We start from the raw sequence: 13,092 nt of genomic DNA, 5'->3' as shown, positions 1-13,092 counted from the left end.
TGATGAAGAACTCCCAAACTGATGCCTGCGCAACGCAGGTCCGTAGATGCCTGTCCCTGCTCGGCTTGGCATTTCGGGTCGAGCAAGCAGATTTCTCGGCGGATTCGTGGAAGCTGTTGTTAGAGAAGGCTAAGATCGTCGCTGATAGCCTGGTGGAACGGCGGCCAGACAATCCTGCGGCTTGGGTGTATGTCGAAACCGTGAACGAGCCGCCGGATGCGAATGGATGGATTACCGGTGTTCGGCGCGTATCGAATCCTTACTGGATTCCAAAGGCGTGTCTTGATGAGTTGGAAGCTCTAGAGCAGCTTTTGAATGACCTACCGAGCCGATCTTCGGAATAGTTAGATTTGCGCCGTAGGGGTTCTCTTCTAGCTGCTGTCGGAGACGAACGGGTGCGCCAGGTGCCTACTGTGTGATGAAGAACTCCCAGCAACTCAGCGTGCGTGGGTGGACTTCTTTCCAGCGAGATTGAGCAATCCGCGCAGCATCGCGCCGTCATAGTCCATCACTCGGGCAGCCAGGCTGCGCAGGGTCTTGCAGAAGAATTGCTTGCCGTCGGGGCGGGTCCAGATGAAGCCCTTGTTGAAGCGCACCAGCTTCTTGACATAGAGCTTCAAGCGCATCTGCGTCATCGGGCGGAACAGGCCGGTGGCGCGCTTCGCTGCGCGGCGCTTCGGGGTTGCGAACCATAGTACGCCGTTGCACAGGCCACCGATCAGGCTGAGGCTCATCTGTTCCATGGTGTTCTCCTTTCAAGGCATCGGGCCGCTAGATTCTGAGTCCCGGGCGTTATCTGTCTCCGGGCGCTCTGCCGAGGGGATTTCGGCATCAGTCCGCTGAGTTCGTCGTCCCTGCGATCCGATGGGCGAATGATGGCGAAACGTGGAATACCGGAGCGGAGCGGAGCGTAGTGAGGATATGCCGCGAAAGTTCGCCAGCAGTCGGCTATGGTCGCGCTTTGGGACGACGGACTCAGTGGGCTGATGACGCACGGTAGGGCGACCGGAGACGCCGCGCGGCGAGCGCCAATAGCGCGGAGCGCTCTGGCTAGAAGTTGTCGGCGCTCCGGTCACTGAGGGCTTGTCGGTTTTAGTGCTTCTGGCTGCACCTGTCGTAGAATGCGCTGGAACTGTGAAACGATGGAGATGGGGATGCTTGCGGTTGATGGTCTTCGAGCGCTGCACCAAAGTATGCGGACCTTGGATATGGATCGGTATCGATTCCGTTATCGACACGGCCGCGCAGAGTTCGATGTCTTCTTTTTCGTTGACGACGAACCATATCGATTGCTCTTCGGAGCCAGGGGGCACGCGCTTGCGTTCGAGTTCGACGTGTTGCGTGGGTATCAGGTAAGACCGTTCCTGGATAAGACGGACTATCGAGAGCTTTGCAGGATACTGGGACTTGAGTTTGACCCCAGTAATCCTTTCAGCGTTAAGGCATTTCTGAGCGACTTCTCCGCGCACGTTCCTGTTCGAGCGACGGTGGACGGCCGCGTCAGATATCCGGACCTCGTGGCTTATAGGCCGGATGTAGACGAGGCGGACAAAATTCACTTTATTGGTTGGCTAAGTCATGCTGGCCGCGAGACCGATGTGACGGAGCGTAACTTGGAGAAGACGCGGGAACTGCTTGGTCGGCGGGCCTTTGAGACATGCAAAGCTAAACGCATCAGTAGCCGTTGGACAAGCGATGCCGGGAAGGCTATTGAGTTTTATCCGCCGTCCTGAATCGGTGTCGACAAAGTGTCAACGGCGTAGTTGTGCATAGGCAGGCAATGTGACGGACGGCATTTAGCTGCGTTCGTAAGTAACTGATTTAATAGATGTAGTTAGATGATGTGGGGATGTGGTGTTGATGAGTTTGATCTTTGACACGCACTCATAATCCGTTGGTGCCGTGTTCGACTCACGGGAGGCCCACCAATGCAGTGAAAAAAGGGGTTACGGCGAATGCCGTAGCCCCTTTTTTTCATGGTGCCGTGCCGCGTCAGGCCAGCGCCGCGGTGGCGACCTTCCAGCGGCGCAGGCGGTCCTCCAGTCCGTTGGTGCCGCCGTTGATGCGCCGCGTCAGCGCGATGAAGTCGCCGCTGTCGGCCAGTGCATTGCAGCCGTGCGCGCGCCACCACCATGCCGCCGAGCGCGCGGCCCAGGCGTCCTGTTCCAGCAGTTCGGGCGTGGCGGTCAGGTCGGCGCCGAGCGCGGCGCCGCAGGCCGCGTAGTTGGCGCGGCCGGTGATCTGGATCAGGCCCCGGCCGCGGAAGCGCTTGCCGTCGCCGGCCCGCACGTTGCCGAGCGCCATGGCCTTGCGCGACGGCGGCTCGTACAGCGCCTGCGCCGGCGTCGGTCCCCACAGCTCGTGCGTGAACTGGTAGCCCAGCGACTCGTGCCCGGTCTGCGCCAGGAACGCGGCGATGCGCGCCGCGCCGGTGATGTCGTATGCCTGCATCGCTTCGCGCAGGCGCGGGAACCAGCGCGCGCATTGCGGCTCGCTCAGTCCGGTGGCGGCGCGGAATTGTTCCGGGGTCATTTGCATCTTGCGTCTCCTTGTCGTGATGGCGGCCGTTGCGGCGGGGCCCGCTATGGCGCCTGGTATGGCACGGGCTGCGGCGCCGCTTGCGGCTGCGGCCACGTGCCGTTGGCCACCAGGGTGTCGATGGTGTGCTGCAGCGGGTCGGCGCTGACGCTGAATTCGCCGGCGAAGGGCCGGTCGACCGCGAGCAGGAAGAAGAACGCCAGGCCGATGGTGATGGCCCAAGCGGTGATCAGCGCCAGGTTGAAGGGCGTGGCCGGCAGCACGTACAGCAACGCGAACGACAGGGCGCTGACGATCAGGATCACGCCCCACAAGGTGTTCGGCATCGCCGCGTGCAGCGTCAGGATCCGTTGCTGGCGGTACTTGACCATCTCGTTGACGCGCATCAGCACCTCGCCCAGCAGCACCGTCTGGCGGCTGTCGAGCGGACGGATCCGGTTGGCCAGGTTGAACATCGCGTCAAAGCGCTGTTCGGTGTGCGCATCGGGCTTGCCCAGGCGCTGCATGCGCGGCCATTCCTCGTGCACCACCATCACCAGGTAGGTGTGCAAGGCCGCCGCGGCGGCATCGGCGGCGCTGCTGTCGAACGCGGCCAGGTCGCGCGCGAGTTCGCCCGCCGCGGTGGCCTCCGCGGCGACGGTGCGGTCGGCGGCGTTGTAGGTGTCCCAGACGTTGATGGCGGCGAACGCGACCAGCAGCGAATTGATGGTGGTGATGATCGAGACCATCGACACCGCCATCGCGCGCTGCTCGGCGTCGAGCTCGATCAGGGCGAAGCGGCGCGCCGCCGCATAGCCGGCCAGCACCACGGCGACGATGGCGCCGACCACGATGGCGGCCATGCCGGTGCTGGGCAGGCTGTAGAGGAACATCATGGCGCTACGCCTTGTGCGGCTCGCGGGGCGTGCTGCCGCGCACCGCGGTCTCGACGATCTCGACGATGCGCTGCAGCAGGCGATGCACCGCGGTCGCGGAGAAGCCGCCCAGCATCGACAAGGCCGGCTTGCCGAAGCTGCGCATGCCGGCCGAGTCGAACAACTGCGGCGGCAGCATCTCCACCAGGATCAGTCCGGACATCACGCCGAGGATCAGTTGCGCGGCGTAGGCGGCGTCGTACTTAGGGTCGTAGGTGCCTTTGGCGATGTAGCCGTGCACCTGGAACAGCGAGGCAAACGAGGCCCCCAGCCCGGCGCAGAACAGCAGGAACAGCATGTTGAACAGCAGCGTGCGGCCCGACGAGGCGAGGATGCCGGCGCGCATGTTGTCCATCGACACCTCCGCCGGCAAGCCGGTCAGTACTACCGCCAGCAGGCAGCACACCGCGGTGCCGGTCAATGCGCGCACCAGCGGCACGGGACCCAGGCAGGCGAGCGGATGCGCGCGGCGGCGTTCGTCGTCGAGCAGCGCGATGCATTGCGGCGTCGCCGGCGCGATCGCGCGGGCCAGGTCCTGGTGCAGTTGCGCGAGCTGCCGCGCGGCAAGACCCGCACCGGCATGCGGCGGCGACGCGGGCGGGGTCGCCGCGGCGTCAGCCGCGGCCGCTTCGCGATCGCTGCCGAGCAGCATGGTCCAGCCGTCCGGCATCGGTATGCCCAGCCGCAAGGCATGGCTGGCCATGGCCTCGCATTCGCGGCGCAGCTGGTCATCGAGCGGCAACGGCAAAGCCGTCGCCGCGGCAAGCCGGGGCGGTGCCGCGACGGTATCGGCGGCAGCGGCGGCAGCGGCGCGCCGCAACGGCGCGGCGGTGAAGTCAAGCGTGCGCATGATCTATGAAAGGAGGAGGGCGGCCCGGTGACCCGGGCCGCGTGTTTGCCCGCGCGGCGGGAGGCGGGTTTTACTGAGGCCGGCCCAGCAGGCGCTGCAGGTTCTGCAACTGCGGCAGGCCGCCGCCGAAGCGGTTCTCGGGGTCGTGCGCGACGATCGGCGAACTGATGGCACGGATCAGCTGGAACAGCACCGCGACGCGGCCCGGTCCGCGCGGCCCCATCCACGCCGCCAGTTGTGGATCGGACAGCAGCAGCGCGGCCAGCCCCGCGATATGCGGCGCCGCCATCGAGGTGCCGGAGTCGGGCATGAACGCGGCGCCCGGCACGGTCGAGATGATGCCCACGCCGGGGCCGCACACCGCGATCTGCGGGCCGAAGCACGAGAACGTCGGCGCGAACAGCCCGGCGCGCGTGGCCGCATGCTGCACCACCTGGGTACGTTCCCATACGTCATGCGGCAGTTCGCTCTGCAGGCCCAGCGCCGAGACGGCCAGCACCGACGCGGACCCCGCCGGATACTGCACCGGCCCGCCCGAGTTGCCGGCCGCGACGATGCAGGCCACGCCGCTGTGCACGGCTTCGATCAGCTTCTGCTCGACCGCCTGCGACGGCTGGGGTGCGCCGAGGCTCAGGTTGACCACGTCGACATCGTGGTCGATGCAGTAGTCGAGCGCGCGCAGCAGCGTGCTGAACTGCCCCCCGGGAAAGATCTTGAGCGCATGCATTTCCGCCTCAGGCGCGAAACCGAGCATGGTGGCCTGGGCCTCGGCATTGGCGGACGCCGGCGCCCCCGGCTGCGGGCGCGCGCCGATCACGCCGGCACAGTGCGAGCCGTGGCCGATGGTGTCGAGCCGCCAGGTGTCGTTGGCGTTGGTGCCGGCGCCGGTGCCGGTCAGGTCGATGCCGTGGCGGATATGCGCCAGCAGCGGGTGCGCGGCATCGGCGCCCGAATCGACCACCGCGACGCGCACCCCACGACCGCCGAAGCTGCGCGTGAGGCGGTCAAGCCCCATCAGCCGCTGGCCCCAGCCGAAGCGGCCGTGCGGCGGCACATCCGGATTCGGCTGCGACAACGGCGTCACGCGTATCACGTTGGGCTGGCCCGACACCACGTTGGGCGACAGCAAATACTTGTTCCAGTAGCCGCTCAGCGGCCGCACGAACAGCGAGCGCGCCGGCCCGGGCTGCTGCTGCACCAGCGTCAGCGTTGCTTCGCCGCTGGCATCGGTGGTGGCGGTCGCGGGGAAGCCATCGCCTGCCAGGGTAATGGCCACGCCGGGCAGCGGCGCGTCGCCGGTGCCCAGCACGCGCACCAGCACCTCGCGCGATACCGGGCCGTCGAAGGCCGATTGCGGATGCAGCCGGTCGGAGGTCTCGAGTTCGGCCTTGCGGCCATAGCCGAGCGGATGGTCTTCCTCGACGATCATGTGCGGGGGCGCCGTGGCCTGCAGCATCTGCGCGTGCGCGGCGTCGAGCTTGACCACATAGGTGTGGGCGGCCTCGTCGGGCCGCACCGAATGCAGGTGCGTGTTCTTGTGGCCTTCGACCACATGCACCACTTCAACGCCGGGCAGCTGCGTCACCGTGCTGTGCAGTTCGCTGGCCGACATCGGCGCCACGCCCGCCTGCCGGGCCAGGGCGTGGCGCCGCGGCGCGATCAGGTATTGCTTGCGGCCGGCGTCCAGCGCCACCGCATCGCGGGGGCCCGCGCCGGGGGCGGCGCCACGGTCCGCGCCGGCGCGCGTGGCCTCGCCTTTCTTGTCTCGTTCCATTTGCTATCTCCACCGCGGCGCCGGGCGGCGCGCGCATCGATTCGGGCGGGCCGGCGCAGATACGCCGGCCCGCGGCGGCGCCGCAGGGCGCCACGGGTCATGCGCAAAACTTCATGCGCATGACTTCATGCGCCGTGCCTTCAGGCATAGACCACTTGCGGCTGCGCCGAGAACGGCAGCAGGCCGCCGAGATGGCCGGCCACGGTGCCGATCTGCTGGCCCACGTTGGCATTGCCCAGCAGGCCGCCGACGGCATGGCCGAGGGTCGGCGCCACCGCGCCGATCAGCGAGCCGAACACGCCCTGCGGTGCCAGCGCCGCCTGCGGCTGCGCCGAGAACGGCAGCAGGCCGCCGAGATGGCCGGCCACGGTACCGATCTGCTGGCCCACGTTGGCATTGCCCAGCAGGCCGCCGACGGCATGGCCCAGGGTCGGTGCCACGGCGCCGATCAGCGAACCGAACACGCCCTGCGGTGCCAGCGTGACTGCGGGCATGGCGGAAAACGGCAGGTAGCGCGCGCCTTCGCGAACGATGTTGGCGCCATGGATGGCAGCGGTCGGATAGCCCACAGCAGTGCCGGCCGCCTGGATGAATCCCGGCGCATGCACCGAGATCGCGTTGCCGATCGGGCCGGTATGAACGGGCTCGGGGAACGGAATATGCTGGGCCAGCGCGCCGGCGGCGGCGCCGGCCGCATGGCCGATCACCGGGTTCACATAGTGCGTGACCACGGCCTGCACGCCGTCTCGCACCGCCGGAGCAACCGCGTCGGTCATCGCGCTCTGGGGCACCAGCATCGGCTGCGCGGCGAACGGCAGCAGGCTGCCGATACCGCTGACGAGATTGCCGAGCACACCTTGCGGCGCCAGGACGGCGGCGTGGATGGGGTAGGTCATGACGACTCCTTTGAATGACTGCGTGGATTGAGGGAAGCAAGGGCGGCGGGCCACGCGTGGCTGGCCCGGATGCCGCGCCTGCCGCGTTGCTGCGTCATGGCGCGGCAGCGGGCAGGTGGAATCATTCTTGGTTTTCGGTGCGCGCCGCCGCCATTGGGCAAATGCGGTATTGGCAGTGGATAATGCCGGACAACAATCAGAATTAAATATCGCGCAGCATGAATTGGCTTTTAAATATAAAAACCAGCACCTAGAATTCGCCTCTGCTGCCGGCATCCGGAAATTCCGGAGCTCACCGTCGGGAAGTGCGCAATCCCATGCCGGCGCAACACCGCAAGAGTTCGAAAACAAAAGCAGTGATCTGGAGCCCGGCCGGGCTGTCCCCGGTTCCGCTCGTAGGTCCGCACTAGCCTTGCACGAAGGGTCCTGTGATGCACTGATGCACAGATAGACGCGCGGCTGCCGCTCCTGCGACGGAACCACTCGTTCCATCGCATGGAGTCCTCCGCATGAACCTCACCACTCGGGAAGAGACGGTGCTCGCCTTTATTGCCCGCGGCATGAGCGATCGCGAGATCGCCGCACGTCTCGCATTTTCCGTATCCACGGCGCGCAAGCACCGTGAGCATCTGCTCGCGAAAATGCAATTGCGAAAATCCTCGCAATTGACCATGTACTATCTTGCGCGCCAGCATGAGCTGTTTAAAAAAGCGGGCCGTTGGCCGCGCATAATCCATTCTCGGAACGCGAGCGCGAATATCTGGAATGGCTCGGGCGCGGCCTGAGCGACAAGGAAATCGCGCGCGCGCTCGGCATCAGCGACCAGACCGCGCGCACGCATCGGGCCCGGCTGCTGCAGAAGGCGGGCGCCAGCAATGTCTGCGCCCTGCTGTTCCTGAGCGTGCAGCAGGGGTGGCTGGAGCTGCCGCAGCAGCAGGCCTGCGATGCATAGCGGGTGCGGATCAGTGTGGCGCGCTACCGCATTTGCCCAATGGCCCGGCGAGGCGGTGGCTCCCGACAATGGTCCACGCAGCCGCCGCATGGCGACCAGCGTGCTGCCTGCCGCGATCGGTGCGGCGCTCCGATTCCTGTCGCCGTGCTGGAGCCATCATGATTCGATGCAAGCCAACCGCCCGCTACCGGGCACTTGCCGCGGCGTGCGCGCTCGGCGCCAGCGGGGGCGTTGCCGCGCAGGCGCTGCCCGCGCTGGGCGCGGACCTGGCGCAGACCTCGGTGTCGGGGCTGTCGTCCGGCGCGTTCATGGCCACGCAGTTCCATGTTGCGTATTCCGGCACCATGGTCGGCGCCGGCATGGTCGCGGGCGGGCCGTTCTACTGCGCCGGCCTGTTCGCGCCCACGCCGCCCGCGACCGCCGCCGCGACCCAGTGCATGCAGCCGATCGGCGCGACCGGCCCGGATGCACAGGTGGCGCTGGATGCGGCGCGCACCTTTGCCCGCGACGGCCGCATCGACCCGGTGCAGAACCTCGCGCGGCAGCGCGTCTACGTGTTTTCCGGCACGCGCGACCAGACCGTGATGCCGCGCGTCGCCGCGCAGGTGGGGCGGTTTTATACGCTGGCCGGCGTGCCGGCATCGCAGCTGCAATACGTGGCCGATGTCGCGGCCGGACATGCCTTCATCACCAGCCAGGCGGGCGACGCCGCGTGCGCGGTCAGTGCATCGCCCTACATCAATAACTGCGGGCTCGAGCAGGCGCGGCAGATCCTGCAGTGGATCTATGGCGCGCTCAAGCCGGCGGCGCGGCCGACGGGCGAACTGCTGCGCTTTGACCAGCGCGCATTCGATCCGGGCGGCAAGGCGCTGCTCGCCGACAGCGGCTATGTCTACGTGCCGGACGGGTGCGGCGCGGGCGGCGCGGCTGAGGGTGCCGCGGCTTGCCGCGTGCACGTGGCCTTCCATGGCTGCCTGCAGGGCGCGGGTGCCATCGGCGAACGCTTCGTGCGCGGCGCCGGCTACCTGGAGAGTGCCGAGGCCAACCGCATCGTGGTGCTGTTCCCCCAGGTCCTGGCGTCGCGGCATAACCCGCTCGGGTGCTGGGATTTCTGGGGCTATACCAGCGACGACCCGGCCCAGCCGGACTTCTTCTCGCGCGAGGCGCCGCAGATGGCCGCGGTCATGCGCATGGTCCGCCGTCTCGGCGCCGCGCCGCAGTGAGCGCTGCCGCTTCCGTCCCGCCCGATCCACTGCTCCGATCCGCAAGGAGATCCGCCATGCTTTCGATCCTGCAAGCCCAATGGGCAAGCGCCAGCCGCACGGCGCTGGACCTGACCCTGTGCCAGCTGCAAGCCGCCACCGTGCTGGCGCAGTCACCCTTTAGCGCCGCCGATCCCGCCGCGGCCCGGGCGCCGGCGCGCCAGGCGCTGGCCGTGCTGAACCGCTATGCCGAGGAACGCGCCGCGCAGCAAGCGCAATGGTGGCGCGCGCAGCGCGACCGCCTCGACCTGGCCGGCGTCGCGCACGCGTGGCGCGGCCTGGATGCCATCGAGGCCGACCTGGCCGCGCGCGCGGCGCAGGCCAGGGCCGGCTACCACGACGCCGTGCGCGAGGCGCTGGCGCGCTGTCTCGAAGACGTGGGCGAGGCACGCGATGGCAACGACATCGGCCTGGCGCTGCTGCGCGCGCTGACAGACTGGCAGGAGGCCGGCAAGACCTGCGCGGCGCAGCTCGCGGCAATGAGCGCCGCACTGATGCCGGCCTGGACGCAGTGGCTGCAGTCGGCGCTGGCCGAGCCGGGCGCGTCGCGTGCCGTCGCGGGCGCGGCGGGACAGCGCGCGGCGCAGGACGGTTGAACCACGCGCGGCGGCGCGGGCCCGCTGCCTCAGCCCTGCGCCGCGGTCCCCATGGCCGGATCGCTCACCGTATGCCGGCCAGTCTCGACCCGGCCGGCAAAGCGGCGGTAGAAGGCCGGATCGGCGTCGCAGGTCACCGCGAAGTCATACCATTGGCCGCTTTGCTCCAGCTGCCAGTGCTGCGACTTGCTGCCGTGGGCACCGACGCTGGCTTTCCACGGGCCATCGCCGCGGTAGGCCAGCGGCTCGATGTGGAAGTGGCAGGCCTTGTCGCCGGGATTGATCAGGTCGACATAGACGTCGCCGTTGGCAATGTCGTAGCAGACGCGGATCTCGGGGGCGATGCCGGTCTCGCCGATGCGGCGGGTGTCGCCGCGGAAATGGCGATGGAAGCCGTTGGGACCGAGCACCCACAGGTCGTATTGCCCGGCATTGTCCTGGAAGGCATGCCAGGTATCGCTGAGCGACTTGCCGGCCTCCACCATATAGCGGCGCGGGATGCGTCCCAGCTGGAGGCGGTCGTAGACGTGGAATACCGCGGCCTGCGTGCCGGTGTTGGCGAACACCAGTTCGACCTGGCCCACGGCGCTGCAGCGCGCGCTGGTATGCAGCTCATACGGCAGCGCGCGCGACGGGCGCGTGCCGGCAGCCTGCTGCGGCAGTTGCATGTCGGCGGGCAGCGGCACCGCGGGCAGGGCCTGCTGCGCGCGGCGCAACTGGTCGGCGTCGCTGCGCGTGGTGCGGCCGCCGAGCGTGGGCAGCGCCTCGTTGTTGGGCGTGCTGAAGTTGAAGGCGCTGGTCAGGTCGCCGCACACGGCGCGGCGGAACGGGCTGATATGGGGCTCGGCCACGCCGAAGCGCGCCTCCAGGAAGCGCAGCACGGAGGTGTGGTCGAACACCTGCGAGTTGACCCAGCCGCCGCGGCTCCACGGCGAGATCACGTACAGCGGCACGCGCGGCCCCGGGCCGTAGACGCGGCCGTCCGCCGCGGGCTGGGTCCGGCTGCCCGGCGGCGCCGGCTGGTTGAAGTACTCGGCCTGCATCTCGGCATCGCTCAGCGTCGACTTGCCGGCGAAGGTCTGGTCGGGATTCAGCGACGGCGCCGAGGGCGATGGCACGTGGTCGAAATAGCCGTCGTTCTCGTCGAAGTTGACCAGCAGCACGGTCTTGCTCCAGACCTCGGGCACCGCGGTCAGCGCGTCCAGCACCTCCTGCAGGAACCAGGCGCCCTGCACCGGGCTGGAGGGCCCGGGATGCTCGCAGTAGATCGACGGCGCGTTGATCCACGACACCTGCGGCAGCCGGCCTTCGCGGATGTCGCGGCGGAAGGCATCGAGATACTCGTCGGGGCGGGTGCCGGGCAGGGTGTTGGCCACGCCCTTGTAGAGCGGGTTGCCGGGATTGTCGGTGGCGGCATCGTAGGCGTGGTACGGCAGCGGCTGGCCGGTGTCGGCATAGGGCGCGCCCGGCGCGCCGCCGCTGGAGACCGGATAGCCCGACGCCAGGTTGGCCTTGCGGAACTGCTGGAACGCGCCCAGCATGTTGTCGCCCCATTCGTCCGGCATGTTCTGGTAGCAGATCCAGCTGATGCCGGCGTCTTCCAGGCGCTCGGCATAGGTCTTCCAGGTGTAGCCGGTGTTGGCCGAGGCCGGCAGCCCGTCGATCGCGTCCCACTCGTTGTTGACGAAGGCGACGTTGGCCGCGGTCGGGCCGTTGGTGCCGGTCAGGTGGAAGGCGCGGTTGGCATCAGTGCCGGTATGCATCGAGCAGTGGTACGCGTCGCACAGCGTGAAGGCGTTGGCCAGCGCGAACTGGAACGGGATTTCCTGTTCCCTGACGTAGCCCATCGACGTGCTGGTCTTGTACGTCGGCCAGTTGGCCATGCGGCCGTGGTCCCAGGCCTGCTGGCTGTCGAGCCACGCGTGCGGGGTGCCGGCGGCGCGCTGCGCGTTGTTGCTGGTACCGTCGAGGTGGTAGGGCGTCAGCACCGCGCCGCTGGCGCGCTGTTGCTGCCATACCTGGCGCGCGCCGGGCAGCGGGATGGTAAAGCGGTCGCCGAAGCCGCGCACGCCGCGCAGCGTGCCGAAGTAGTGGTCGAAGGAGCGGTTCTCCTGCGTCAGGATCACCACGTGCTCGACATCCTGGATGGTGCCGGTGGCATTGTTGGCCGGAATGGCCAGGGCCTTGCGGATGCTGGGCGGAAACGCGGCCAGCGCGGCGGCGGCGAAACCCGTGCCGGCTGCAGCCTGCAGGAAATTGCGGCGAGAGACCATGGTCTTGTCGGAATGAGCGTGGGGACTGGCGGAGGGGTTCAGGGCGCGCAGCGGATCACCGGATCGGGGCGCTGGTCCGGCTTGCCGGGCTGTCCCGGCTTGACCGGCTCGGCGCTCGGCGCCAACGTTGCAGTGGGCGACAGGGTGGGGCCGCCGTCGCCGCCGCAGCCGGCGAGCAATGCCGCCGCGATCAGCATCGCGGCCAGGGTGGTGGGCAGTCTGCGGGGAAGCATGGAGTCACCTGGCTGGTTGGGGTGGCGGCTGCTGCGAGCCGGAGCCAGGCGAGTGTAGGAAGGCGTGGTGACGTGCCGATGACAGGGTCGGATGCCTTCCCGATGCCGTCCGCCCGGGAGGCGGACGGCGGATACCGCGCTACTGCCAGAAGCCCGCGTGCGATGCCGCGGCTTCGTCTTCCAGCACCGGCCCCACCACCTCGACCTTGCGCTGCCCGCGCGCAAACACTTCGCGGCACGGCAGCGAGAAGGTCGGGTTCTCCGGATGGTCGCCGGTCAGCCCCAGCAGCTTGTGTTCCGACAGCGCATAGACCACGCGCCCGATGCCGGTCCAGTAGACCGCGCCCGCGCACATGCAGCACGGCTCCGCGCTGGTGTAGAGCGTGCAACCGGCAAGCTGTTCGGGCGGCAGCACGCGCGCGGCCTGCGCGGCGGCAACCAGTTCGGCGTGCTGGGTCGGGTCGCCTTCGGGCGGCATCGAATTATTGCCGGCGCTGGCGATGACATTGCCGGCCGCGTCGGCCACCAGCGCGGCGAACGGATGGCGGCCGCGGGCCCTGGATTCGTCGGACAGCGCAATCGACCGGCGCAGCAGTTCCAGGTCGAGCTGCGACAGTTCGGCGCCGGACGGATCGGTGATTCGGGTCATGCGGGGGGCTCCAGTTACTGTGCACGGCCGCCCCGGGCAGTGGCTGCGGCGGCGCTTGCGCGACTCCATGATAGGCGAGGCAGACCGCGCGTGCAGCACATCGCGCGCCGAGGCCGCGGCGATCGACTATGGTAGTCAGACGTATTCGCGTCCGG

General features: G+C 68.2%; 15 protein-coding genes. 6 read left to right on the top strand and 9 right to left on the bottom strand.

The window, feature by feature from the left end; translation table 11 throughout:
* Positions 1 to 2: 2 nt before the first annotated feature.
* The gene (locus A3AG_RS33970; protein ID WP_147310022.1) at positions 3 to 344 is read left to right on the top strand and encodes a hypothetical protein; all 342 of its coding nucleotides are present in this window, start codon (positions 3 to 5) and stop codon (positions 342 to 344) included.
* Between the two features lie 93 nt (positions 345 to 437).
* On the opposite strand, the gene A3AG_RS0110660 is transcribed toward A3AG_RS33970, so the two are convergent.
* Positions 438 to 743, bottom strand: a complete 306-nt coding sequence (locus tag A3AG_RS0110660; RefSeq protein ID WP_018005386.1) for a hypothetical protein — start codon at positions 741 to 743, stop codon at positions 438 to 440.
* A 411-nt stretch (positions 744 to 1,154) separates the two neighbouring features.
* Between A3AG_RS0110660 and A3AG_RS0110655 the strand changes: the two genes are divergently transcribed.
* The gene (locus A3AG_RS0110655; protein WP_116344637.1) at positions 1,155 to 1,733 is read left to right on the top strand and encodes a DUF6037 family protein; all 579 of its coding nucleotides are present in this window, start codon (positions 1,155 to 1,157) and stop codon (positions 1,731 to 1,733) included.
* A gap of 259 nt (positions 1,734 to 1,992) precedes the next feature.
* Here the strand turns inward: A3AG_RS0110655 and A3AG_RS0110650 are convergent, their stop codons facing one another.
* The 5 genes from A3AG_RS0110650 to A3AG_RS0110630 form a co-directional block, all read right to left on the bottom strand.
* Entirely contained in the window at positions 1,993 to 2,532 is a 540-nt protein-coding gene (locus A3AG_RS0110650; RefSeq protein ID WP_020384448.1) for a glycoside hydrolase family 19 protein, read from the bottom strand.
* A 50-nt stretch (positions 2,533 to 2,582) separates the two neighbouring features.
* Entirely contained in the window at positions 2,583 to 3,413 is an 831-nt protein-coding gene (locus tag A3AG_RS0110645; protein WP_018005383.1) for a bestrophin-like domain, read from the bottom strand.
* 4 nt (positions 3,414 to 3,417) lie between these two features.
* Positions 3,418 to 4,302, bottom strand: a complete 885-nt coding sequence (locus A3AG_RS0110640) for a hypothetical protein (protein WP_018005382.1) — start codon at positions 4,300 to 4,302, stop codon at positions 3,418 to 3,420.
* 70 nt (positions 4,303 to 4,372) lie between these two features.
* Positions 4,373 to 6,076, bottom strand: a complete 1,704-nt coding sequence (locus tag A3AG_RS31565; RefSeq protein WP_051073506.1) for a S8 family serine peptidase — start codon at positions 6,074 to 6,076, stop codon at positions 4,373 to 4,375.
* A gap of 140 nt (positions 6,077 to 6,216) precedes the next feature.
* Positions 6,217 to 6,972, bottom strand: coding sequence for a hypothetical protein (locus tag A3AG_RS0110630; RefSeq protein ID WP_018005381.1), 756 nt, complete (start codon positions 6,970 to 6,972; stop codon positions 6,217 to 6,219).
* Between the two features lie 509 nt (positions 6,973 to 7,481).
* On the opposite strand from A3AG_RS0110630, the gene A3AG_RS33330 reads away from it, so the two are divergent.
* The 4 genes from A3AG_RS33330 (at position 7,482) to A3AG_RS0110615 (ending at position 9,782) form a co-directional block, all read left to right on the top strand.
* The gene (locus A3AG_RS33330; protein WP_081610716.1) at positions 7,482 to 7,757 is read left to right on the top strand and encodes a response regulator transcription factor; all 276 of its coding nucleotides are present in this window, start codon (positions 7,482 to 7,484) and stop codon (positions 7,755 to 7,757) included.
* Complete coding sequence (locus A3AG_RS32205) at positions 7,691 to 7,924, top strand: response regulator transcription factor (RefSeq protein ID WP_018005380.1); 234 nt, start codon at positions 7,691 to 7,693, stop codon at positions 7,922 to 7,924. The genes A3AG_RS33330 and A3AG_RS32205 overlap by 67 nt, the downstream gene beginning before the upstream one ends.
* 158 nt (positions 7,925 to 8,082) lie before the next feature.
* Entirely contained in the window at positions 8,083 to 9,147 is a 1,065-nt protein-coding gene (locus A3AG_RS0110620) for an extracellular catalytic domain type 2 short-chain-length polyhydroxyalkanoate depolymerase (RefSeq protein ID WP_018005379.1), read from the top strand.
* A gap of 56 nt (positions 9,148 to 9,203) precedes the next feature.
* Complete coding sequence (locus A3AG_RS0110615) at positions 9,204 to 9,782, top strand: hypothetical protein (protein ID WP_018005378.1); 579 nt, start codon at positions 9,204 to 9,206, stop codon at positions 9,780 to 9,782.
* Between the two features lie 29 nt (positions 9,783 to 9,811).
* Here A3AG_RS0110615 and A3AG_RS0110610 read toward each other — a convergent pair whose 3' ends face one another.
* From A3AG_RS0110610 to A3AG_RS0110600, 3 genes are all read right to left on the bottom strand, one after another.
* Positions 9,812 to 12,055, bottom strand: a complete 2,244-nt coding sequence (locus tag A3AG_RS0110610) for a phosphocholine-specific phospholipase C (protein ID WP_018005377.1) — start codon at positions 12,053 to 12,055, stop codon at positions 9,812 to 9,814.
* Positions 12,056 to 12,093: 38 nt separating this feature from the next.
* Positions 12,094 to 12,288, bottom strand: a complete 195-nt coding sequence (locus A3AG_RS0110605) for a hypothetical protein (RefSeq protein ID WP_026164097.1) — start codon at positions 12,286 to 12,288, stop codon at positions 12,094 to 12,096.
* A gap of 139 nt (positions 12,289 to 12,427) precedes the next feature.
* Positions 12,428 to 12,937 (bottom strand): nucleoside deaminase, encoded by a 510-nt coding sequence (locus A3AG_RS0110600; RefSeq protein ID WP_018005375.1) that lies wholly within the window; start codon positions 12,935 to 12,937, stop codon positions 12,428 to 12,430.
* Positions 12,938 to 13,092 lie beyond the last annotated feature (155 nt).

Origin of the sequence: Cupriavidus neocaledonicus, assembly GCF_000372525.1 — a bacterium.
GTDB lineage: Bacteria > Pseudomonadota > Gammaproteobacteria > Burkholderiales > Burkholderiaceae > Cupriavidus > Cupriavidus neocaledonicus.
Note: the sequence above shows the minus strand (reverse complement) of the source record. Positions and strands in the feature narration are given on the sequence as shown.

What these genes read in the sequence shown, in the direction of transcription:
- A3AG_RS33970 (WP_147310022.1), top strand. Translation starts at nt 3, where the DNA reads ATGAAGAACTCCCAAACTGATGCCTGCGCAACGCAGGTCCGTAGATGC.
- A3AG_RS0110660 (WP_018005386.1), bottom strand. Translation starts at nt 743, where the DNA reads ATGGAACAGATGAGCCTCAGCCTGATCGGTGGCCTGTGCAACGGCGTA.
- A3AG_RS0110655 (WP_116344637.1), top strand. Translation starts at nt 1,155, where the DNA reads ATGCTTGCGGTTGATGGTCTTCGAGCGCTGCACCAAAGTATGCGGACC.
- A3AG_RS0110650 (WP_020384448.1), bottom strand. Translation starts at nt 2,532, where the DNA reads ATGACCCCGGAACAATTCCGCGCCGCCACCGGACTGAGCGAGCCGCAA.
- A3AG_RS0110645 (WP_018005383.1), bottom strand. Translation starts at nt 3,413, where the DNA reads ATGATGTTCCTCTACAGCCTGCCCAGCACCGGCATGGCCGCCATCGTG.
- A3AG_RS0110640 (WP_018005382.1), bottom strand. Translation starts at nt 4,302, where the DNA reads ATGCGCACGCTTGACTTCACCGCCGCGCCGTTGCGGCGCGCCGCTGCC.
- A3AG_RS31565 (WP_051073506.1), bottom strand. Translation starts at nt 6,076, where the DNA reads ATGGAACGAGACAAGAAAGGCGAGGCCACGCGCGCCGGCGCGGACCGT.
- A3AG_RS0110630 (WP_018005381.1), bottom strand. Translation starts at nt 6,972, where the DNA reads ATGACCTACCCCATCCACGCCGCCGTCCTGGCGCCGCAAGGTGTGCTC.
- A3AG_RS33330 (WP_081610716.1), top strand. Translation starts at nt 7,482, where the DNA reads ATGAACCTCACCACTCGGGAAGAGACGGTGCTCGCCTTTATTGCCCGC.
- A3AG_RS0110620 (WP_018005379.1), top strand. Translation starts at nt 8,083, where the DNA reads ATGATTCGATGCAAGCCAACCGCCCGCTACCGGGCACTTGCCGCGGCG.
- A3AG_RS0110615 (WP_018005378.1), top strand. Translation starts at nt 9,204, where the DNA reads ATGCTTTCGATCCTGCAAGCCCAATGGGCAAGCGCCAGCCGCACGGCG.
- A3AG_RS0110610 (WP_018005377.1), bottom strand. Translation starts at nt 12,055, where the DNA reads ATGGTCTCTCGCCGCAATTTCCTGCAGGCTGCAGCCGGCACGGGTTTC.
- A3AG_RS0110605 (WP_026164097.1), bottom strand. Translation starts at nt 12,288, where the DNA reads ATGCTTCCCCGCAGACTGCCCACCACCCTGGCCGCGATGCTGATCGCG.
- A3AG_RS0110600 (WP_018005375.1), bottom strand. Translation starts at nt 12,937, where the DNA reads ATGACCCGAATCACCGATCCGTCCGGCGCCGAACTGTCGCAGCTCGAC.